Annotated in this window: 18 protein-coding genes; 9 read left to right on the forward strand and 9 right to left on the reverse strand. The window is 42.3% G+C overall.

Annotation, left to right across the window (positions count from 1 at the left end):
- Positions 1–52 precede the first annotated feature (52 nt).
- Positions 53–814: a pyridoxine 5'-phosphate synthase gene (locus PQ461_RS18630; RefSeq protein WP_274207044.1), complete on the reverse strand. Its 762-nt coding sequence runs from the start codon at positions 812–814 to the stop codon at positions 53–55.
- A gap of 107 nt (positions 815–921) precedes the next feature.
- On the opposite strand from PQ461_RS18630, the gene PQ461_RS18635 reads away from it, so the two are divergent.
- Both PQ461_RS18635 and PQ461_RS18640 read left to right on the forward strand, forming a co-directional pair.
- Positions 922–1,905 (forward strand): polysaccharide deacetylase family protein, encoded by a 984-nt coding sequence (locus tag PQ461_RS18635; protein ID WP_274207045.1) that lies wholly within the window; start codon positions 922–924, stop codon positions 1,903–1,905.
- Positions 1,906–2,018: 113 nt separating this feature from the next.
- A complete protein-coding gene (locus PQ461_RS18640) occupies positions 2,019–2,396 on the forward strand; it encodes a hypothetical protein (protein ID WP_274207046.1) in 378 nt (125 codons plus the stop codon).
- Between the two features lie 78 nt (positions 2,397–2,474).
- Here PQ461_RS18640 and PQ461_RS18645 read toward each other — a convergent pair whose 3' ends face one another.
- The 3 genes from PQ461_RS18645 to PQ461_RS18655 all read right to left on the reverse strand — a co-directional run bounded on the left by PQ461_RS18645 (position 2,475) and on the right by PQ461_RS18655 (position 7,548).
- A complete protein-coding gene (locus PQ461_RS18645; protein ID WP_274207047.1) occupies positions 2,475–4,952 on the reverse strand; it encodes a glutaminase family protein in 2,478 nt (825 codons plus the stop codon).
- 305 nt (positions 4,953–5,257) lie between these two features.
- Positions 5,258–6,577, reverse strand: a complete 1,320-nt coding sequence (gene ahcY / locus PQ461_RS18650) for an adenosylhomocysteinase (RefSeq protein ID WP_274207048.1) — start codon at positions 6,575–6,577, stop codon at positions 5,258–5,260.
- Positions 6,578–6,657: 80 nt separating this feature from the next.
- Positions 6,658–7,548 carry a M23 family metallopeptidase gene (locus PQ461_RS18655; RefSeq protein ID WP_274207049.1) on the reverse strand — a complete coding sequence of 297 codons (891 nt, stop codon included), beginning with the start codon at positions 7,546–7,548 and terminating at the stop codon, positions 6,658–6,660.
- Positions 7,549–7,711: 163 nt separating this feature from the next.
- Between PQ461_RS18655 and PQ461_RS18660 the strand changes: the two genes are divergently transcribed.
- The 3 genes from PQ461_RS18660 to PQ461_RS18670 all read left to right on the forward strand — a co-directional run bounded on the left by PQ461_RS18660 (position 7,712) and on the right by PQ461_RS18670 (position 11,427).
- Entirely contained in the window at positions 7,712–8,122 is a 411-nt protein-coding gene (locus PQ461_RS18660; RefSeq protein WP_274304037.1) for a BrxA/BrxB family bacilliredoxin, read from the forward strand.
- Between the two features lie 175 nt (positions 8,123–8,297).
- On the forward strand, positions 8,298–10,802 hold the full coding sequence (locus PQ461_RS18665) for a M1 family metallopeptidase (protein ID WP_274207050.1): 2,505 nt from the start codon (positions 8,298–8,300) through the stop codon (positions 10,800–10,802).
- Positions 10,803–10,890: 88 nt separating this feature from the next.
- On the forward strand, positions 10,891–11,427 hold the full coding sequence (locus PQ461_RS18670; protein WP_274207051.1) for a DUF2911 domain-containing protein: 537 nt from the start codon (positions 10,891–10,893) through the stop codon (positions 11,425–11,427).
- Between the two features lie 65 nt (positions 11,428–11,492).
- On the opposite strand, the gene PQ461_RS18675 is transcribed toward PQ461_RS18670, so the two are convergent.
- The 5 genes from PQ461_RS18675 to PQ461_RS18695 form a co-directional block, all read right to left on the reverse strand.
- A complete protein-coding gene (locus tag PQ461_RS18675) occupies positions 11,493–12,704 on the reverse strand; it encodes a serine hydrolase domain-containing protein (RefSeq protein WP_274207052.1) in 1,212 nt (403 codons plus the stop codon).
- 47 nt (positions 12,705–12,751) lie between these two features.
- Positions 12,752–13,561 carry a helix-turn-helix transcriptional regulator gene (locus PQ461_RS18680; protein WP_274207053.1) on the reverse strand — a complete coding sequence of 270 codons (810 nt, stop codon included), beginning with the start codon at positions 13,559–13,561 and terminating at the stop codon, positions 12,752–12,754.
- A gap of 16 nt (positions 13,562–13,577) precedes the next feature.
- A complete protein-coding gene (gene cdaA / locus PQ461_RS18685; protein ID WP_274207054.1) occupies positions 13,578–14,369 on the reverse strand; it encodes a diadenylate cyclase CdaA in 792 nt (263 codons plus the stop codon).
- A gap of 171 nt (positions 14,370–14,540) precedes the next feature.
- Positions 14,541–15,590, reverse strand: coding sequence for a TerC/Alx family metal homeostasis membrane protein (locus PQ461_RS18690; protein ID WP_274207055.1), 1,050 nt, complete (start codon positions 15,588–15,590; stop codon positions 14,541–14,543).
- Complete coding sequence (locus PQ461_RS18695) at positions 15,590–16,561, reverse strand: polyprenyl synthetase family protein (RefSeq protein ID WP_274207056.1); 972 nt, start codon at positions 16,559–16,561, stop codon at positions 15,590–15,592. The genes PQ461_RS18690 and PQ461_RS18695 overlap by 1 nt, the downstream gene beginning before the upstream one ends.
- Before the next feature lie 631 nt (positions 16,562–17,192).
- Here PQ461_RS18695 and kdpF point away from each other — a divergent pair.
- From kdpF to PQ461_RS18710, 4 genes are all read left to right on the forward strand, one after another.
- Positions 17,193–17,270 carry a K(+)-transporting ATPase subunit F gene (gene kdpF / locus PQ461_RS21255; RefSeq protein ID WP_173272533.1) on the forward strand — a complete coding sequence of 26 codons (78 nt, stop codon included), beginning with the start codon at positions 17,193–17,195 and terminating at the stop codon, positions 17,268–17,270.
- A 12-nt stretch (positions 17,271–17,282) separates the two neighbouring features.
- On the forward strand, positions 17,283–18,998 hold the full coding sequence (kdpA, locus tag PQ461_RS18700; protein WP_274207057.1) for a potassium-transporting ATPase subunit KdpA: 1,716 nt from the start codon (positions 17,283–17,285) through the stop codon (positions 18,996–18,998).
- Between the two features lie 89 nt (positions 18,999–19,087).
- A complete protein-coding gene (gene kdpB, locus PQ461_RS18705; protein ID WP_274207058.1) occupies positions 19,088–21,115 on the forward strand; it encodes a potassium-transporting ATPase subunit KdpB in 2,028 nt (675 codons plus the stop codon).
- Positions 21,116–21,198: 83 nt separating this feature from the next.
- Positions 21,199–21,762 carry a K(+)-transporting ATPase subunit C gene (locus PQ461_RS18710; protein WP_274207059.1) on the forward strand — a complete coding sequence of 188 codons (564 nt, stop codon included), beginning with the start codon at positions 21,199–21,201 and terminating at the stop codon, positions 21,760–21,762.
- Positions 21,763–21,897: the final 135 nt, after the last annotated feature.

The following is a 21,897-nucleotide window of genomic DNA, read 5'->3' on the forward strand; positions in this document are numbered from 1 at the left end:
TTAATAGTGACAATGGGTTTACAGGGATAAATCCAGGAATAATTATTTTTACTTACACCTTACCCTGCATGCCGATCTCTTCAAGCGGATTTGCAATATCAGATAGCTGGTTTAAATACATCTGGATCGTATTCTCCAGGCCAAAATATATGGCATCTGAAATAAGCGCATGGCCTATGCTTACTTCTTTAAGCCACGGTATTTCCAGAGCAAAATAACGAAGGTTATTCAGGTCAAGGTCATGCCCTGCGTTTAAACCCAAGCCTATTTTTTTGGCAGCTTCAGCCGCTTCAACATAAGGCTTAATAGCGGCTTCTTTTCCGTTGTGATATTGCGAAGCGTATCCTTCGGTATAAAGTTCAACACGGTCGGTACCGGTTTCGGCAGCTGCCTCAACCATTTCTGCTACCGGGTCAACAAATAAAGAAACGCGGATACCTGCATCTTTAAATGTTTTTACGATATCAGTCAGGTATTTTTTATTGGTGATAGTATCCCAGCCGTGATTAGAAGTGATCTGTCCTAAAACATCAGGCACAAGGGTAACCTGCGCTGGCTTTACAGCTAATACAAGATCTACAAACTTTTGTTCCTGGCAGTTACCTTCTATATTGAATTCGGTTGTAAGAATTTCTTTTAACTGGTAAACATCATTGTAGCGGATATGGCGTTCGTCCGGGCGTGGGTGTACAGTTATCCCCTGAGCGCCGAAGGCCTCGCAATCTCTTGCTACCTGTATCAGATCCGGGTTATTTCCGCCACGCGAATTTCTCAGGGTAGCTATTTTATTAATGTTTACAGATAAACGCGTCATATCAGCAATGTATGTATTTAATTTAATGGTGGTAAATATCTAATTACCCATTAACAACACAAACATATTTATGATTATTTTATTTTGAAATTTGCAATCATTCAATTATGCGGATCAGGATTATCATACTACTTCTACTATGCAGTACCGGCGCTTTTGCGCAAGCTAACTTCACAGAGATAACAAACTATAAGGCTTTTTATGGATGGGCGCATCATTACCCGCAAGACTGGATCATACTACGCCAGTTTGACGACCATCAGCGCCATTATTTTCTTTTGGTGAACCCGCAGACGCTGGTCACTAAAATCGACGAGAGCAATTTTTACCAGGTAACCCCAATGACGGTTGCACAAGTGCGTAACCAATTTAAAAATACGCCATACGAACGCGCCTTAACAAAAGCCGAAAGAAAATCGGTAATGATACAGGATGCAGGTATTGAGCGGGGTATGCCCAAAGAAACAGGCATCAGTTTAACGGCAGATCTTTGCCCATCGCACCGGCCATTAGACCGCCGAATATTTACAGATATTTTTACCGAATTTAAAAAGGTGGAACAACCGGTACCCATTGCTTTATCTATTACCGGTGTATGGATGCGCCAGCACCAGCAGGACCTGGAGTGGCTAAAGCAAATGCAGCAGAAAAGGGAGATCTATATTACCTGGATCAATCACTCATTTACGCATCGGGTAAGCGCAACCAAACCTTTAAAGGAAAACTTTTTGTTAGAACCCGGAACCAATATCAGTTATGAAGTTTTGGAAACAGAGAAAGCGATGCTTAAAAATGGGCTGCTGCCTTCTGTGTTCTTTCGCTTCCCGGGGCTGGTTTCTGACCAGCAATTGGTTTACGATATCACCAATTTTGGTTTGATCCCTATTGGTACCGATGCATGGCTGGCTAAAGGGCAGCAACCACAGGCCGGCAGTATTGTACTGATACATGGCAACGGCAACGAACCTGTTGGTGTAAATGATTTTATCAACCTGCTTCGAACAAAATCACAAGCTATTACGAAAAAGCAATGGCTGCTTTATGACCTGCGCGAGAGTATAGATCAGGAATTTGAGACAGAAAATAAATAGCTTTAGAGCCTATATGAGTTACTTATTCACCTAATTTCATTTTTTTAAAACCTGCGTTTCATTTAATACGTTATCTCTATGGTTAAATTAATAAACCATAAAATAATTTCGTTATGAAAAAGGCAAGTTTAATGATCACCGCACTGGCAGTTGCCTGTGCCTTTGAATATGCATCAGCAAGTAATCATGCAGTAAAAGCAGAGAATGGGAAAGTAGCAGTAGCGGATACGGTACCACAAAAACGTACAAGAAAAACACCGACAACTCCTACAACGCCAACCCCTACCAACCCGATGCCAACATCGCCAACTAACCCGTCGCCTACTAACCCTATGCCGACGACACCAACAAATCCATCGCCTACAACGCCGATGAATCCAACATCACCAAACCCGGTGCCAACATCACCGCAGCCTTCGCCATCACCTACATCACCAACCACTCCGCCAACAACAACACCTACTACAACACCGACAACTCCGGTTAAGTAATTGATTGTATTGCGAGTATATAAATAGAAAAGGGTTGCCCGTTTGGGCAACCCTTTTTTTACTATCATATCACTGCTTTTATTTGGCAGTCGACATTTTATCTCTCAAAAGTTTCATCCAATAGCCCCCGATTACGCTGCGCGCCTGGAAACCCACCATTTTACCATCGGTTGTTTCGTGCCAGTCGCTTAATGGCACCCTTGATGATGTTTCCGTAGCATATTTATATACCGGATTTACCAGTTTATCAAAATCTGCTTGCTGGTCCGTCATGGCGGCTGTCCATAATATCCAGTCTGATTTGGTGTAGGTTTTACGGCTGTCAAGCGGTAAGCCAAATTCATTCTGGTGACCGAGATAGTATTTGATCTCCGTATCATATACATGTTTAGGAAACAGGTTCAATCCTAAAACTTTATCCCAAACCATATTATACTTTTGGCTCCAGGTGTCTTTGTTATCAAATACCAGCGCATAATGGTCGCCTGCATTATCTTTAGCTACCCATTTTTTTGCCATATCAGCAGCCATTGCACTATATTTTTTTGCAGTAGCTGCTTCGCCCAACTGCTGTGCCATTTGTGCATAAGCGCCTATAGCCACAATAGCCTTAACCGAAAGATTGGCATTATGCGCCAGGTGACCTGCAAAATCATCGGTACATAATTGATTACCCGGATCAAAGCCTGCCTCAGCAAGATAGTTTACCCAAGTGGTTAAAGTTTTCCAGTGCTTTTTAGCATAGGCAGCATTGTGCTGCGCCTTTGTTATTGCAGCGGTTAAAATAATCATGTTGCCGCTTTCTTCTACCGGCATATCCTCTCCATAAGTTTGGCCATTAGCCAAAGGGTATGTACCCAGATCATGCGCTGCAAAAGGCTTTTTCCATTTACCGCTTTCACTATAATAGAAAATACCGTTCATCATCCCTTTAAGCAATTCAGGATTGTAGACCAGGTACATCGGTGCGCATGGATAAGTAATATCAACAGTATTGATAGAACCATTGCTGAAGTTTTCTTTCGACAGGAATAATAGATCACCCTGCGGGCTTTTTACCAAAGCGTGAGCAGCTATCCCCTGGCGATAAGCCATTACGCATAAACGGGCGTAATTTTCACCGCCAGCCTTTAAGGCATCATTATAAATTTTTTTGTCAGTCGCGTTACTTTTAGCCAGATAGACAGCGTAGTTGGTAGCGGCTTTTTTAAGTAGGCCGTCCATAGTTGCACCCGGCGTATTACGCCACCACGGGCGAAGGTTAGCTTTAAAATACTGCACCGAATACAGCTCATCATAACCCACCATTAAATGTTTAGATACAGCAGTATTGCTTACCATACCAAATGGCAGCACTGTATTAAGCATTAAACGGGTACCGGTTTTGCTAATAGTATTTTCTTTAGTATAACTTAAAAACGACTGCTCGGCACCCGCGTTGGTAGTAATATATTGCTTGGCGCCATTATTTGATGGAGAAGCTACATACAAATAGCCCCAGTCTATCCGCAGGTCATCGCCGCGTTTTTGCAGAACAGGCTGCTCTACAGTACCTGCCTTTAATACGCTTAAGCCATTTTTGTTGTAGCCGTTAACATTTACTGTTTGCACCGCATTGTTAACAGCCGCATTTGCCGATACGCCTTGCAATATGCTTACCTCATGCTTTTTGCTATCTGCCGATTTAACATTATAAGTAATGTAAGATACCGGCATGGATAACAGATCGAGATTATTAAGCACCAAAGGAGACGTAAAGGTGACCTTAAGATTCACCGGGCCGCATTTAAAGCCATAAACAGTTTGTGTGGCTGTTACCCAACGGCTGGTTTGCTGGGCAAGTTCAACATTATCTGTTTTTTGATCTTTAATTTCAGCTTCAATACCTGCATCGATGTAAGCACCTCCGCCTGTATTTTTACAATGGATGGCAATAACATTCTCGCCGAATTTAAGATTATTGCCCTTTACCGGAATGTTCTGATAATCGTTATTCCAGCCAACACGGCTGAAAGCCTCTTTACCGTTAATGTAAACTTCAACATTATCATCATAAAAAAGCTTTAGCAATATGGCATCCTGCGGGACTTTGGTCAAGTTAAAAGTGCGGCGTACCCAGATATTTTCTGCTGTCCACTTAGTCCCTTTCAGCGCACGCTCATCCCCAAAAGGTGCGGCCCCGGTCTGCCAGTTCTTATCGTCGTATGATAGATCTTCCCAACCCTTTTCAGGCTCTTTATTGGTAAACTTACAGGTATAAGGCTGCTCATCACCGGCTTTTAAAATCGTTTCATATTGCTTTTCCGGCTCGCCCATAAATCGGTAATATTTGTTATCCACTTTTATCATGCCTAATAATGGTTGGTCTTTCCCCGTCCAGTGATGCGTTACAGATTCATTTAACTTATCTGTATTTGACCAGATACTGAAATAAGTATTGTGTGTAATTAAAGGATAAGCAGGCATTTTGCTTACCTGTGCATCGGATCTTTGCGAAAACAAAGGCGCGGCACAAATAATCGCTAAAGACAGGCGATTGATAAAACGTTTTTTCATTTAATGCAGATTTATAAAGTTTTTAGTCAGAGCGGTTACCTGAGCAAGATAGAACTTTAAATTTTGGGCTACAATTAAAATGTGAAGTTGACAGCTACAGATTAATAAACCCGGCTGAAAAGTATAAAAAAGATAAAAGGCATACATGGGAGGCATGCCTTTTATCATTGACAGGATTGTGTAAGGTTTTAGGACTTCATACTAAACTATTATCCAATACGTAAGCTAAGTACCATCCGCTACAGCCCGAAACAAAAAAAGCGTGAAAAAATTTCACGCTTTTTTACTGTATCAATTATTGCTTATTAATAGCGATAATATTCTGGCTTGAATGGGCCCTCAACAGCTACGCCGATATAATCAGCCTGGTGCTGCTCAAGGGTTTCAAGTTCCACACCAATTTTAGCTAAGTGTAAACGCGCTACTTTTTCGTCAAGGTGTTTAGGCAGGGTATAAACTTTGTTCTCATATTTATCTGAGTTGGTCCAAAGCTCTAACTGTGCCAATGTTTGGTTGGTGAAAGAGTTTGACATTACAAAGCTTGGGTGGCCGGTTGCACAACCTAAGTTAACCAGGCGGCCTTCTGCCAATACGATAACGTCTTTACCGTCGATGGTATATTTATCAACCTGTGGTTTAATTTCAACTTTGGTGTTGCCATAAGTTCCGTTTAACCATGCCATATCGATCTCGTTATCAAAGTGGCCGATGTTACAAACAATGGCTTTATCTTTTAAAGCACGGAAATGTTGCTCACGTACAATATCGCAGTTACCTGTAGCTGTTACTACAATATCAGCTTCTTGTATAGCGGTTGAAAGTTTTTTCACTTCGTAGCCTTCCATTGCTGCCTGTAATGCACAGATTGGGTCAATTTCAGTTACAATAACACGTACACCTGCATTACGTAAAGAATCTGCCGAACCTTTACCAACGTCGCCGTAACCGCAAACAACACCAACTTTACCGGCCATCATTACGTCGGTAGCGCGACGGATCGCGTCAACCAATGATTCGCGGCAACCATATTTATTATCAAATTTCGATTTGGTTACCGAATCGTTAATGTTGATAGCAGGAATTGGCAATGAGCCGTTTTTCATGCGCTCGTATAAACGGTGAACACCAGTAGTAGTTTCTTCTGAAAGGCCTTTGATACCAGAAACCAGTTCAGGGTATTTATCAAATACCATGTTGGTTAAATCGCCACCATCATCAAGGATCATGTTAAGCGGCTGGCGGTCTTCGCCAAAGAATAAAGTTTGCTCAATGCACCAGTCAAACTCTTCAGCATTCATACCTTTCCAGGCATAAACTGAAATACCCGCAGCTGCAATAGCAGCAGCAGCATGATCCTGGGTTGAGAAAATATTACATGATGACCAGGTAACTTCTGCACCTAATGCAATCAGGGTTTCAATAAGTACCGCGGTTTGGATGGTCATGTGCAAACAGCCTGCAATACGCGCACCTTTAAGTGGCTGCGACGGGCCATACTCTGCACGTAGTGCCATTAAACCCGGCATTTCTGCTTCTGCCAATTCAATTTCTTTGCGGCCCCATGCTGCAAGCGATGGGTCCTTTACTTTATTTTTAACGTAGGTAGTTTCAAGCGATGATGACATACTTAAATATTTAGACTGCAAAGTTAACCAATAGGTATGTAAAAGAGAAACGGGCCTGATAAACAGGCCCGTTTTATATTTTACTGGTTAAGTGTAAGGTATTGTTTGGGATTTACCGGCTTGCCATTGCGCCTTACCTCGTAATGCAGGTGCGGTCCTGTTGAACGCCCGGTTGAACCAACCTTGCCAATCACCTCGCCTACGGTTACTCGCTGGCCTTCATGCACCAGTATTTTTGAAAGATGGCCGTACCAGGTTTGCACATTACCCATGTGTTGTATGCGGATACAGTTGCCATAACCGCCTGCACGGCCTGTAAATACTACCCTGCCGCTGGCAGTACATTTCACCGGGTCACCGGTATTACCTTTAAAGTCGATACCGGGATGAAACTCGCCACCGCCAAAATCAAACGGGTTGCTGCGGTATCCGAAAAAAGAAGTAAAGCTGCTTACCCTTGGGTAACCCATAGGCACCATAGCCACGTTGGTCACAAATTCTTCCAGGTAATTATTGTATTTAGCATACAACTTCAGGTTGTCTTGTTTTTTACTGCTGTTCTTTTTGGCTACGTTAATGGTATGGAAGGAAATTCCTCTTAAACCTCGTTTACCCAAATAATCGTTGATTTTTTTAAGCTTGCTCTGGATGCTTTCGATATATCCTAAAGCTTTATTATTACTGCTGTCACTTGAAGCTGAAATGGCGTCCAGTTTCTCATTACTTGCACCAACCTGTTCTTTTAAAGCCGCAATTTGCGATTGCAGGCGTAAGTTCTCCTTCGTTTTAAGATCTGCTGTAGCCTCAAGTTCTTTAACGCTGTACATAAGGCCCATGGCAAGGCATATCACAATGGCAACCGTTAGCTTAAGTCCGTTAAAATGTTTTACTTTTATTCGTATTACTTTGGTCTGAAGCTGATCCTCATCATATACGCCGCTCACACCTAAATCTGCTTGTTTTAAGTTCATACAATAGTTAAAAAATTTAATCAGGGTTGTAAACCTTACCTTGCATACCGTTGCCGTTGCACAGGTTAAGAGTAAACGTCAACAAAATGTTAATATTTTGCGAATTATGAAAATTTTGGCTCATGATTTTTACTTTTGTTATTCAAAAAATTGATTTGCAATGATGTACCCAGAATATTTAGTTGCTCCGATGAGAGCAGATCTTACCAACGCCGGTTTCGAAGAGTTAAAAGATGCTGATGCTGTTAAGAATGCAGTGGAAAGCGAAGGAACCGTTTTAGTAGTTGTTAACTCAGTTTGTGGCTGTGCTGCTGCTAACGCCCGCCCTGCTGCTAAAGCTGCTGCCCAGTTTGAAAAACATCCCGACAGAATGGTAACTGTTTTTGCCGGTATGGAAAAAGATGCAGTTGATGCTGCACGTAACTACATGCTGCCTTATCCGCCATCATCACCATCAATGGCGTTATTTAAAGATGGAAAATTAGTACACATGATCGAGCGCCATCAAATTGAAGGCCGTTCTGCACAAATGATTGCAGATAACCTGGTTCACGCTTTCGAGCAATATTGCTAAGCAATACCTAACAAAATAATAAAAGGCTGGAGTTTTACTCCGGCCTTTTGTGTTTTAAAGCCGTTCGCTGACTTTTTAGGCATAAAGCAAAATTTACATCTTATAAAATGTAAAATATCCTGATATTGTAGCCCTTATAACTATTGTATGGATCAGTCCGTTATAGTGTTATAAGATGAAAAGCGAAAAAATTATAAATCTGATGTTTATTAAGAAAACCTTGCCTGCGCTTTTAATTGCAGGCGTTTTTATTTCGGCACACAACGGCGCTTTTGCACAGGAGCCGGTGCATAAAGACCCTATGAGCATTTACAGGGCAACTGCTACCAAAATAAACGATTTGGTAAACACTAAGCTGGATGTAAAATTCGATTACAAAAAACGGTACCTGTACGGCAAAGAATGGGTAACGTTAAAACCACATTTTTACCCTACGGATTCACTACGCCTTGACGCCAAGGGTATGGACATTCACCAGATAGCCGTAGTAAAAAATGGCAAGAACGTTCCGCTAAAATATTCATACGATAACATGTCGCTGAACATTAAGCTGGATAAAAAGTATCTCAACTCAGAGAAGTACACCATCTATATTGATTACACCTCAAAACCCGATGAACTAAAAGTACAGGGCAGCGCTGCTATCAATGATGCCAAGGGTTTATACTTCATTAACACGGACAGTACCGAAAAAGGCAAACCGGTACAGATCTGGACACAGGGTGAATCTGAAAGCAACTCGGCCTGGTTCCCTACTATTGATAAGCCCAACCAAAAAACCACCGACGAGATCAGCATGACTGTTCCGGGTAAGTATGTGACCCTTTCCAACGGCCGCCTGGCTTCGCAGAAAAAGAATGCTGATGGCACCCGTACGGATACCTGGGTGATGGACCTTCCTCATGCCCCTTACCTGATCATGATGGCGGTGGGAGATTTCCGCATTTACCATGATAAATGGCGCAATAAAGAAGTGAACTATTACCTGGAACCTAAATATGCACCTTATGCAAAAGACATCTTCGGCTTTACGCCAGAAGTGATGGAATACTTCTCTAATATTTTAGGTGTTGACTATCCGTGGAATAAATACTCGCAGATTGTTGTGCGCGATTATGTAAGCGGCGCTATGGAAAACACTACCGCTACGCTGCATGGTGAGCAAGTACAGCTAACCCGCCGCCAATTGATTGATGGCGGTTCTGAAAGTTTAATCGACATCGTACACGAACTTTTCCACCAGTGGTTTGGCGATTATGTAACTACAGAAAGCTGGAGCAACCTTACCGTTAATGAGTCGTTCGCCGACCTGAGCGAAACCTTATGGATGGAGCATAAATATGGTGCTGATGCCGGTAACGAATACAACTATAAAACCATTGAGCCTTATTTTCAAACACCGGGGGCAGCAACACGCAATCTTGTACGTTTCTATTATAATGACAAAGAGGACGTATTTGATATGGTTACTTACCGCAAAGGCGGCCGTATCCTTAACATGCTGCGTCATTACTTAGGCGACGATGCTTTTTTTAAAGGGCTAAACCTTTATCTAAAAACCAACGCATTTAAAGCCGCTGAAGCACAGCAACTGCGTTTAGCTTTTGAAGAAGTAAGCGGACAGGATCTCAACTGGTTCTTTAACCAATGGTATTACGGCGCCGGCCACCCGGTATTATCAATTAACTACCAGTGGGACGAAGCGACCAAGACTCAAAGTGTGATACTTAACCAATCGCAGGACGGCAATGCATTTATTTTACCCCTGAAGGTTGATATATACACCGCTAACGGTAAAGAGCGTAAACAAGTTTGGATGCGTGACAAATCAGACACGCTTACCTTTAAACTTGCTGCCAAACCTAAATTGGTGAACGTTGATGCCGATAAAGTTTTACTGTGTATTAAAGTAGATAACCACACGCCGGAAGAATTTGCATACCAGTACTTTAACGGGCCTTTATACCTCGACAGGCACGAGGCATTAGCCGCCTTAAGCCCGCACCAAGATACCAAAGGCGCACGCGAAGTGGTACTGGCTGCTTTGAACGACAGATACTGGTCGTTACAGGTAGAGGCTATTAATGCACTCAACATGAAAAATGATGATGTGCGCAATGCCGCCCTGCCAATACTTACCAAACTGGCACAAACCAGCAAACGCACCGAAGTGCAGGCCGCTGCTTTACATAAGCTTGCTGATCTTAAAGCCGCAGGGAACTTAAATATCTTTAAAAATGCAATCGGTAGCGAATCATACATGGTGGAAGCGGCTGCTTTACGTGGCATTGCGCAAATAGATGCCGCCGAAGCTTTAACCTATGCCCACAAACTGGAAAAAGACAGCGACGGACCGCTTAAACTTGAAATTGCAAACATCTACGCCACCAACGGACAATCAGCCGACTGGCCTTTTGTTTACGAGCAGTTTACTAAAGGCAGGTTAGATACCAAAGCCCGTATGATGCGCAACTTTGCTAATATGGCTGCCAAAGTAGATAACCCTGCTTATGCTCAACAAGGTATCAGCGAACTGGTAAAAGCTGGTAAACGTTTTAAAGAATATGGCCAGACACCGCGTATTATTGAATACATCAACACGGTTAAAGCCGGACGCGAAAAACTTGGCGATCAGGCTTCGGCTAAAGCAGCCGAAGATGGCATAAAAGAACTACAATAATCTGCAAGCCCTCCCCTAACCCCGGAGGGCTTTGCTTTTTTTACAACTAACTTGTAACTTGCTCATACATAACAACACATATAATCTCATGAAAAACTTAATTTCGAGAAAATCATTTATGCTTAGCTTAATGGCTATGCTGATGTCTGTATCGCTTTTTGCACAGGATAAGCCACAACGTCAAAGCCCGGCAGCTACTGCCGAAGGCACTATCCACGGCGCAGCCATCACCATTAAATACAGCAGCCCGGCTGTAAAAGGCCGCAAGATATGGGGCGACCTGGTGCCTTTTGATAAAGTTTGGCGCGCAGGCGCTAATGAAGCCACCATTTTTGAAACCAGCAAAGCAATTAAGGTGGAAGGCAAAACACTGCCTGCAGGTAAATACAGCCTGTACCTTACTCCTGGTGAAAACGAATGGAAAGTGATCTTTAATTCACAAACCGGCCAATGGGGCATTAACCGTGATGGCTCAACAACTGACGATGCTACTAAAGATGTATTAGTGGTAACCGTAAAACCTAAAAAATCTGCCACTATGGAAGAAAGACTGGTTTACCGCATTACTAAAACCGGCTTTGAAATGGCATGGGATAACTTAGTTGTTCCGGTTACTATCAAATAAAGAGCTTACTTATTAAACAGAAGAGGGCTGCCAATGGCGGCCCTCTTCTGTTATGGGTTATTTGATCATTTGTTAGTAGCCTGGTATAAAAGATTTACAATCGCACTTTTATCTTCCATATACTTATTGCAGATAAATAATCCGCCTTTACCTGTTGTCTTGTTAAAAAACAAAAAGGTACTTACTCCCGGGTCATCGCCATCGTGCCCTATCATACCGTTAGTATACAAATTCCATAAAACACCTTTATTGCGTTTTGTAGCATTAAAACCAGCAGGAAGTTTACTTAACTCAAAGTGCGGGGTAAACATTTCTTTGTAAGATGCTTTTGATAACAATGTGGTATCGCCAGCATACCCGCGGATAATTGCTTGCAGGTATTTACTTAAATCTTCAGGAGACGTTTTAAAACTGCCGTCGGGGTAAGTGATCTCATCGTATAAAGGAAAATACTCTTTAAGGTCATAATATAAATAAGCATGGTTTTTCAAATTTACCGATGATAAAAACCATCCGCTGTGAACCATTTTTAATGGTTTAATAATATACTTATTGGTAAACTCGGCATAGCTCATTCCCGATTTGATCTCAATAAGATAGGCAATTAAAGCCGAAGCGATATTACTGTAAACAGATGCCTGCCCCGGTTCGGCATTCACAAAGTTCTTATCGTTATAATATTTGCCCTGACTTGACAGATAGTTGAAAAGGAAATCTTTTAAATCGCTATCAGGAATGGCCTGGTTATATCCAATTGCCTGCAATTTGCTCAAAGCGTCCTGGCTGTAACTCCGCAGAGCAGGGTAAAAGTGGCAAGTATTCGGATAAATCGAAGGATTATCTATGATACCCGATGTATGATCGGTCAGCTGTTTTATGGTGATGCCTCCCTTATTAGTATTAGGGTTGATGACTTTAAATGGCAGGATATCGTTTATCTCAGTTTCCAGATTAAAATAGTGCAGCTCTATCGCCCTCATTAAAGCAACCGAAAGAATCGTTTTACTTACTGATCCGATGTTTTGTATGGTTTTAAAACTATATGGTACCTTACCTTTTATATCTGCATACCCAAAGTTCTTTTTATAAATGACATGATCCGCATCTACCAACATCACCGAAAGCCCCGGCAGACTATCTTGGACTACTACTTTTTGAAGATTTGCGGTTAATGAACCATACTTAGCCTGAGCCTTTAAATGATGAGGGATAAGCAGGGTCAATACCAAACAGCAAAAAAGAAACCGGTGGGAAACAACGTTGATTTTATCTTTCATGCTGCAAGATAAATTACCTGGTAAATCAATAATTGTATAAAAACGAACTACGTATTATTTGAAAAAGGAAGTATGTACTGGTGGCTGTCAAACTTTGTCGGCCGGCTGTCCATTATTTTGCTGTAGCTTTTGATAAAGTGCGACTGATCGTAATAGCCATATTTATAGTAAACTTCAGCAAGTGATTTGTCTTTATCCAGCTCATTAACCAGGCTGCGCATACGTAAAATAGACCGGAAGCTTTGAGGCGCCATACCGATATGATCATTGAATTTCTTCTCTATATATCTTTTTGAATATCCTGCATAATTGGCAACATCATCCATCTTTAATGAAGGATTTAAAAGATCGCCGGATAACCGCAGGCATAAAGCCTGTACTAAAGTTGAATTTGCAGTGCTGTTATTAAAAAATGAACCAAAAACGTCATAACATTTCGCTTCAACAGCATTTACATCCAGTTTACCTGCATCCATAAATTTCAAGTAAGCAGCATTATTAATGTCTTTAAGATCAGCATATCGATCTGTGATTTCGTTCAAAGGCAAATTTGTAACAAGCGATATCGCCCACGGGTTAAACTGCACCATAATTGCCTTTGTATAAGGCATCAATGATACTTTAAGCCTTTTGGTGGTTTGCCCTACTAAATAAATACCATCACCGATGTGCTTAATTCCAGCATTGTTTTCCCAAATAATACCCTGACCACTTACAAATGCAATAGTGAAACAACCGTTGGGAAGCGTATACCTTCCTTCTGAAATTAAAGGATGATTAAGATTATCAAGAACCCAGAATTTTCTTATGTAATTGCTGAAATTACTTTGAGGAGTTACTTCTGCATAATTAAACATACGCGATTACACGTTTTTAAAAATCCTTGTTCAGCAGTTTTTCCAATTCCGCGAAACTGATATCCATTTTAACCCGGCCATGCTTGGCATAAGATAACTCGCCGGTTTCTTCAGATACGATGATAGCGGTAGCTTCGTTGTTTTCTGTTACGCCAATCCCTGCCCTGTGGCGCAAACCAAATTGCGGGGGAAGGTCGGTATTATCTGTCAGTGGCAAAATGCAACTGGCCGAACGGATTTTATTGCCCGATATTACAACTGCCCCATCATGCAGCGGACTGGTTTTCTGGAATATGCTTTCGAGCAGGCGCTTGGATATTTTGGCGTCTAAAACCTCGCAGCTGTTCTGAAAAAATTGTTCGTCGTAAAATCTGGCAAAAACGATCAATGCCCCGGTACGGGTTTGTTTAAGGCTTTTGCAGGCATCAATAATAGGCTTAATGCGTGCGTAGTTGTTTTTTTCAGTTTCTGCCTTACCGAAAAAATATCGCCACCAGGCTTTGTTACGCTGCAAGGAGGCATTCTTCCCTACCAATAACAGAAACCGCCTGATCTCCTGCTGAAAAACTACGATTACTGCGATGATACCCACATTCATGAAATTGCCCAGGATACCTGTAAGCAATTGCATGTGCAGGGCACGCACTACAAAATACAATATGCAGATGATGGCCAGACCGATAAAGATATTAGCCGCTATGGTACCACGTATCAGGTTGTACAATTGATAGATAATAATAGCCACTAAAACAATATCAAGCGCGCTAAAGAAGTTGAATTTCAGAAAGCTGAAGTCGAACAAATGCATTGCCTGCAAGTTAGCAAGTTTTAAGTGTTAAGGCAAGTAAGATAAATGGAGAGAAGCTATTGACTATATCTGCTAAGAAAGTAAAATAACAAGTTTGTCATTCCGAACGTATGTGAGGAATCTAATTTGATAAGATCCTTCGCTTTGCTCAGGATGACACACTATTTATATCTATACCGCTTCTTCTTTCTTCGGGAAAATCAATGAAGCAACAATGCTGATAACTAATATCCCAAGAATAATATACAGTGATGTAGCAGTGGTTATTCCAACTTTTTCGGCATACTCCCCTGCAAGCATCTTTAAGCCGATAAATGCTAATAGGACTGACAATCCCACCTTTAGCAGGTGAAACTTATCAATAATATTTACCAGCAAAAAGAACATTGACCGTAAGCCCAGTATGGCAAATATGTTAGAGAAGAAGACGATGAATGGGTCCTTCGTCACCGAAAATATTGCCGGTATTGAGTCTACTGCAAACACAAGGTCTGTCACCTCAATGATCAATAGCACAAGAAGTAGCGGGGTAATCATTTTTTTACCATTGATCCTGACAAAAAACTTATTGCCCGAGAACTGCGGATGTACCGAAAAGTATTTTGAAGCAAACTTAACAATAGGATGATGCTGCGGGTCAATCTCGTCTTCCTTGTTACGGTTAATAAACATCATGACACCCGTGTAAACCAGGAATGCACCAAACAGGTATAAAATCCAGTGGAAATTGGCAATAAGCGACGAACCAATGAATATGAACAGGAAGCGCATGATTACCGCGCCTATAATACCCCATACCAATACCTTATGATAATGCCGCTGATCAACTGCAAAAGCCGAAAAAATAAGTATCATCACGAAAATATTGTCGACAGAAAGTGCGTATTCAACAATATAACCGGTAATAAATTCGAGTGATAAGTTTTTACGGTATAAAGCAAGGCTACCCTCAAAATCGTTCGGGTTAAGCTTTAGCCTGTGTAAATGCCGCTGATTGATCTCCTTTAAAGCTTCGAAGCTATCTATATGATGCAGCAGGTGCCCATAACGATAGATTAAGCCGTAAAATATTAAAGCCAAAGCAACCCATACCGCACTCATGATACCGGCCTGCTTCATGCTCACCGGCTTGTCCGACTTACTAAACAGGCCCAGGTCAATAGCCAGCATAAGTGCAATGAACACTAAAAAACCGGCTATAAATTCTATTTCGCTGGCCATTATTTATTTCTTTCGGTGGTAAAACGCACTAATTGCTCAAGGCCGAGCCTGGCATCGTTATCTGGCAGGGTGTTTAATATGGTAAAAGCCTCATCCTGTAACCTTCTCATTTGGGTTTCAGAATATTGCAGGCCACCTGTGGTTTTTACAAAACGGATGATTTCTTCAATCTTTTTCGGATCGTTGTTATGGTTCTTTACCAGGCTGATCACTCTTCGTTTTTCGGCATTTGTAGCTGTATTAAGCGAATAGATCAGAGGAAGGGTCATTTTCTTTTCTTTGATATCGATACCCAGTGGTTTGCCCACATCGTCGGTACCAAAGTCAAACATATCATCTTTGATCTGAAAAGCAATGCCCACCTTTTCACCAAAAAGCCGCATTTTTTCAATGGTCTCTGCGTCTGCTCCAGCCGACGCAGCCCCACAGGCACAGCATGATGCAATTAACGAAGCCGTTTTCTGGCGAATCACCTCATAGTAGATATCCTCGCTGATGTCCATCCGGCGCACCTTTTCAATCTGCAGCAACTCACCCTCGCTCATTTGCTTCACTGCCTCAGATACAATTTTCAGTAACTGGAAATCATTATTATCCAGCGAAAGCAGTAAACCTTTTGAAAGCAGGTAATCGCCAACAAGTACGGCTATTTTATTTTTCCAGAGCGCATTGATAGAGAAAAAGCCACGGCGCTGGTATGAGTTATCAACCACGTCGTCATGCACTAAGGTTGCAGTATGCAATAACTCCACTAAGGCTGCACCACGGTGTGTAGACTCGTTAATGCCGCCGCATAATTTGGCAGCAAAAAAAACGAACATCGGCCGTATCTGCTTGCCTTTGCGTTTTACAATGTAATGGGTGATGCGATCGAGCAGCGGTACTGAGCTTTGCATCGAAGACCTGAACTTTTCTTCGAACACATCTATATCGGCCGCTATAGGTTTCTTGATCTCGTTAATGCTCAGCATTTAAACTCAAAAGGTATTTAACGGTAGCAAACATAGCTAAAAAATAGATATGCGCACTCATTTGCAGTGTTGAAAGCGTGTAATTTATGCTATAGTTTACAGATGCGAGTGACCAGAAACCAGTAATTATAGTGCGGCTCTCAAGCTTAGCCTATCGAAGCATGGTGCGAATTTCTTCTCTATACCCTTCGACAAGCTCAGGGTGACAAGGCGCTATCTGGGGTCATGCTGAGCCCGTCGAAGCACGAATGGCAAGCCTTCTCTATACCCTTCGACAAGCTCAGGGTGACACTTCAAAAGCAAACATATAAACCATTGTGCAGTGTCATGCTGAGCCTGTCGAAGCATCCAAGGGTTAATCGACATATTATATTAACAATCTTGATTTGAAAAAAGGCCTTACCAAAATGGTAAGGTCTTTTTGTTTATAACCCCGTCTAAATGCATGTGTTTCCATATCAATTATTTGAAAATCAACTACTTATTAAAGTATTGATGTATAATGGCATTGCGTTTGGCAAATGGCAGCAAAACACAATACTATGCTAACGCTTTATCTCTTCCTTGCACTGATATTACTCTGCTGGATCATCTTTAAATCAATTGACTGGTTCGAAAAAATCTGATTGTTATGCTGACTTTATTCATCATTTCCATAGCCGTATTCATCTATATGATCTACGTGCTGCTAAAACCCGAAAAATTCTAATCTGACTTTGCTATGAACACCGAATTTCTGGGCATTCTTGCCTCGTTCATCATCACACTTGTAATCGCCATACCGCTGGGTAAGTACTTGGCTAAAATGTATGCCGGCGAAAAAGTGTGGACCGACTTTTTTAAACCACTCGAAAAAGGCATCTATAAGCTTTCGGGCATCAATCCGAATGAACCCATGAACTGGAAACAGTTTTTGAAAGCCATGATGACCATTAATATCCTTTGGTTGGTTTATGGTTTTTTTGTACTCATCTATCAGGATAAATTACCACTTAACCCTGATGGTAACGCAGGCCAAACCCCAGACCTTGCTTTTAATAGTATTATCAGCTTTGTGGTTAACTGTAACCTGCAACATTACAGCGGCGAGAGCGGGGCAACTTATTTTACCCAGCAATTCATTTTTATGTTTTTGCAGTTTACCAGTTGTGCAACAGGTATGGCTGCAGCAGTAGCAGTGTTCAAAGCATTTAAAGATAAAACTACAACCAACATTGGTAACTTTTGGGAGTACTTTGTTAAATCTATTACCCGTGTATTACTGCCACTCTCGGCAATAGTAGCATTGATATTGGCATTTAACGGTACGCCAAGTAGCTATGCAGGTAAGGATAAATTTATTTCATTACAGGGCGATACCGTAAACGTTTCGCGCGGCCCTGCTGCACAGTTTATTGCTATTAAGCATATAGGTACAAATGGTGGCGGCTACTTTGGCGCCAACTCTGCCCACCCGCTTGAAAACCCGAACTACCTGACCAACATGACCGAGATCATTGCCCAGTTTATTATTCCTGTGGCTATGATACTGGCTTTCGGTTACTTTATTAACCGTAGAAAGCTGAGTTGGATCATTTTCGGGGTGATGATGGTAGGGGTAATGATGTTTATGATCCCGTCTATCATCAGCGAAACAGGCGGCAACGCCATGCTCACAAAAATGCATATCAGCCAGCCAACCGGCTCCATGGAAGGCAAGGAAGTACGTTTCGGCCCTATGGCAACCGCTTACTGGAGCACGCTTACCACCGTTACTTCAACAGGTTCTGTAAACGGCATGCATGATAGCATGACATCGCTTACCGGTTGCTGGGAATTGCTGGCCATGATGGTTAACGGTTTCTTTGGTGGTTGCGGTGTAGGTATCCTCAACTATTTTATATATCTCATAATTGCAGTATTTATCTCCGGTTTAATGGTTGGGCGTACGCCTGAGTTTCTTGGCCACAAGGTGGAGGCCCGCGAGGTTAAAATTGCAGCGCTGATCACTTTATTGAGCCCATTCCTGATTATGGCATTCACTGCACTTTCAGCCTATGTCTTTAAAACAGCGCCGGATGCAAACTGGTCAGTAAAACCATCCGCCTGGTTAAATAACCCTGGCTATCATGGTTTTTCAGAGATGCTGTATGAATATACTTCATCAAACGCCAATAACGGTTCTGGTTTTGAAGGCCTGGGTGATAATAACGTTTTCTGGAATGTGACCACCGGTATTGTATTAATACTTGGCCGGTATTTACCAATTATTGGCCCTGTGGCAATTGCCGGTTTGCTGGCACAGAAAAAATATGTGCCCGAATCTGCCGGTACGTTGCGTGTAGATACCACCACGTTCGGTATCATGACCTTCGCCGTAATACTTGTATTAAATGCATTGTCTTATTTCCCTGCACTGGCCTTAGGGCCACTGGCAGAATATTTTTCAATGAAATAAAAAAATGCCCCACCCAACCCTCCTCTGAAGGGAGGGCTTAAAGTCTCCCATTTAGGGAGATTTACAAGAGGGCTTCAAAAAATATAAAAATGAAATCTGAATCAAATAAATTGTTCGAGCCAGCCCTGGTGCAGACTGCCTTGAAAGAATCATTTATAAAACTTGATCCCCGGGCTATGGTACGCAACCCGGTGATGTTCACGGTAGAAATTGGCACTGTGGTAATGTTTGGCGTAACCATTTACAGCCTTTCACATCATGGCCAGGGTTCTTTCGGTTATAACCTGGCGGTATTTATAATTCTGTTCTTAACTGTACTGTTTGCAAATTTCGCGGAAGCCATTGCCGAGGCACGCGGTAAAGCACAGGCAGATAGCCTGCGCAAAACACGCGAAGAAACACCGGCTAAGGTGGTTCTGGAAAACGGCGAGGTCGTTACAAAATCATCAAGCGAACTGCGTAAAGGCGATGTGTTTACCTGTATTGCCGGCGATACCATCCCTACCGACGGTGAAATTGTTGAAGGTATTGCTACCATTGACGAATCAGCCATTACAGGTGAATCTGCTCCGGTGATCAGAGAGTCTGGTGGTGATAAATCATCAGTAACCGGTGGCACCAAGGTATTATCAGACGAAATAAAAGTATTGGTAACCACCCAGCCCGGCGAAAGCTTTCTGGATAAAATGATTGCTTTGGTAGAAGGAGCATCGCGCCAGAAAACACCGAATGAAATTGCGCTTACCATTCTGTTGGCCAGCTTTACGCTGATCTTCATTATCGTTTGCGTTACCCTGCAGCCATTTGCTAACTATGCCAATACGCCAATTACAATTGCAGCGCTGATCTCGTTGTTTGTCTGCCTTATTCCAACAACAATCGGCGGTTTATTATCTGCCATTGGTATTGCCGGTATGGACCGTGCTTTACGCGCCAACGTAATTACCAAATCAGGTAAGGCTGTTGAAACTGCTGGCGATATTGATACCTTATTGTTAGACAAGACCGGGACGATAACAATAGGTAACCGTAAAGCCACACAGTTTTGGCCTGCAAAAGGTATCGAGCCTGATACCCTGATCACGGCCTGTGTGTTATCTTCACTTGCTGATGAAACACCCGAAGGTAAATCAATTGTAGAGTTAGCGTCTTCTCATTTTGCTTTACCTAAAGCACCGCAGGGTTCAGAGTTTGTGAAATTCACTGCCGAAACCCGTTCAAGCGGCATCAATACACCTGATGGTTTACGGATCCGTAAAGGCGCCTTTGATTCCATCCGTAATATTGCTCAAAAAGCTGGCAACCCTTTCCCTGAAGAAGTGGAAGACCGTGTGAAGATCATTTCCTCAAACGGTGGTACGCCATTGGTGGTATCGCAAAACGAAAAGGTGTTAGGTACTATCGAATTACAGGACATCATTAAAACCGGTATTTCAGAACGTTTTGAACGCCTGCGTAAAATGGGTGTGAAAACGGTAATGGTTACCGGCGATAACCCGCTTACGGCCAAATTTATTGCGCAAAAAGCAGGTGTGGATGATTTTATTGCCGAGGCTAAGCCAGAGGATAAGATGAACTACATTAAACATGAGCAAAACAGCGGCAAGCTGGTAGCCATGATGGGCGACGGTACCAATGACGCCCCTGCACTTGCACAGGCTGATGTTGGCGTTGCCATGAACAGTGGTACCCAGGCAGCTAAAGAAGCCGGAAACATGGTGGATTTGGATAATGACCCAACCAAGCTGATCGAGATTGTGGAGATAGGCAAGCAATTGCTGATTACCCGTGGTACGCTGACTACCTTCTCTATCGCTAATGACGTGGCTAAATACTTTGCAATTGTACCGGCATTATTCATTGCATCAATCCCGGCGTTGCAAAGTATCAACATCATGAATTTGCACAGTCCTGAAAGCGCCATACTTTCTGCGGTGATCTTCAACGCAATCATTATTCCGTTGCTGATTCCGCTGGCACTTAAAGGTGTAGAGTATAAACCAATTGGAGCAAGTGCATTACTTCGCCGCAACCTGCTTATCTATGGCTTCGGCGGTGTAGTAGCACCATTTATAGGTATTAAATTAATTGACCTTGTTGTAGCACTATTTATATAATCAGAGGTGAGGTCAGGTTATTAAATAAAACTAATTAGGGCTCAGAACTCACACCTCATTACACGCAACTCAGAAACAAAAAAATGAAAAAGTACATCCTCACATCAATAAGGCTTACAGTAGTGCTTACTGTGTTGCTTTGCATCATATACCCGGTAATTATCAGTTTTGCCGGTAAACTTTCAAAGGGACGTGGCAATGGCGAAACCATCACCGAAAATGGTAAAGTGGTAGGTTATGCCAACCTGGGCCAAAAGTTTGATAAGCCACAATATTTCTGGGGCAGGCCATCAGCGGTAGCTTATAATGCAGCAGGTTCTGCAGGCTCAAACAAAGGGCCAACCAACCCAGACTACTTAAAGAATGTAAATAACCGTGTGGATACACTTTTAAAATACCATCCTTATTTAAAACGCAGCGATATACCTGCCGACCTGGTTACAGCTTCGGGTAGCGGACTTGATCCGGACATTTCTCCCGAGGCTGCCAGGGTTCAGGTAAAACGTGTAGCCACATTCAGGAAACTTGACGAACAAAAAGTAACTAATCTGGTTGCCGCCAATACCGAAAAACCTTTGCTTGGCTTATTTGGCCCTGCAAAAGTAAATGTGCTGAAACTTAACGTCGCTTTAGATCAGCTGAAATAAGCTGGCCTGATGTCCGTGAACTGATCCTTCGTAACGAAAGAAAAAAGAGGAGGATAGTATTTACTATCCTCTTAACATCCCCTCGCAAGGAGGGGAATATTTATTAATAAGTTGTTAAAAAGCTTTGGGGGAAGC

The sequence above is a fragment of the Mucilaginibacter sp. KACC 22063 genome, from assembly GCF_028736115.1.
Classification (GTDB): Bacteria; Bacteroidota; Bacteroidia; order Sphingobacteriales; family Sphingobacteriaceae; genus Mucilaginibacter.

Coding starts and splice junctions, on each gene's coding strand:
- kdpA (WP_274207057.1), top strand. CDS start 17,283: ATGAACACCGAATTTCTGGGCATTCTTGCCTCGTTCATCATCACACTT.
- PQ461_RS18660 (WP_274304037.1), top strand. CDS start 7,712: ATGTACCCAGAATATTTAGTTGCTCCGATGAGAGCAGATCTTACCAAC.
- PQ461_RS18635 (WP_274207045.1), top strand. CDS start 922: ATGCGGATCAGGATTATCATACTACTTCTACTATGCAGTACCGGCGCT.
- cdaA (WP_274207054.1), bottom strand. CDS start 14,369: ATGCATTTGTTCGACTTCAGCTTTCTGAAATTCAACTTCTTTAGCGCG.
- PQ461_RS18645 (WP_274207047.1), bottom strand. CDS start 4,952: ATGAAAAAACGTTTTATCAATCGCCTGTCTTTAGCGATTATTTGTGCC.
- PQ461_RS18695 (WP_274207056.1), bottom strand. CDS start 16,561: ATGCTGAGCATTAACGAGATCAAGAAACCTATAGCGGCCGATATAGAT.
- PQ461_RS18680 (WP_274207053.1), bottom strand. CDS start 13,561: ATGTTTAATTATGCAGAAGTAACTCCTCAAAGTAATTTCAGCAATTAC.
- PQ461_RS18675 (WP_274207052.1), bottom strand. CDS start 12,704: ATGAAAGATAAAATCAACGTTGTTTCCCACCGGTTTCTTTTTTGCTGT.
- PQ461_RS18670 (WP_274207051.1), top strand. CDS start 10,891: ATGAAAAACTTAATTTCGAGAAAATCATTTATGCTTAGCTTAATGGCT.
- PQ461_RS18710 (WP_274207059.1), top strand. CDS start 21,199: ATGAAAAAGTACATCCTCACATCAATAAGGCTTACAGTAGTGCTTACT.
- PQ461_RS18630 (WP_274207044.1), bottom strand. CDS start 814: ATGACGCGTTTATCTGTAAACATTAATAAAATAGCTACCCTGAGAAAT.
- PQ461_RS18655 (WP_274207049.1), bottom strand. CDS start 7,548: ATGAACTTAAAACAAGCAGATTTAGGTGTGAGCGGCGTATATGATGAG.
- PQ461_RS18690 (WP_274207055.1), bottom strand. CDS start 15,590: ATGGCCAGCGAAATAGAATTTATAGCCGGTTTTTTAGTGTTCATTGCA.
- kdpF (WP_173272533.1), top strand. CDS start 17,193: ATGCTGACTTTATTCATCATTTCCATAGCCGTATTCATCTATATGATC.
- PQ461_RS18640 (WP_274207046.1), top strand. CDS start 2,019: ATGAAAAAGGCAAGTTTAATGATCACCGCACTGGCAGTTGCCTGTGCC.
- PQ461_RS18665 (WP_274207050.1), top strand. CDS start 8,298: ATGAAAAGCGAAAAAATTATAAATCTGATGTTTATTAAGAAAACCTTG.
- kdpB (WP_274207058.1), top strand. CDS start 19,088: ATGAAATCTGAATCAAATAAATTGTTCGAGCCAGCCCTGGTGCAGACT.
- ahcY (WP_274207048.1), bottom strand. CDS start 6,577: ATGTCATCATCGCTTGAAACTACCTACGTTAAAAATAAAGTAAAGGAC.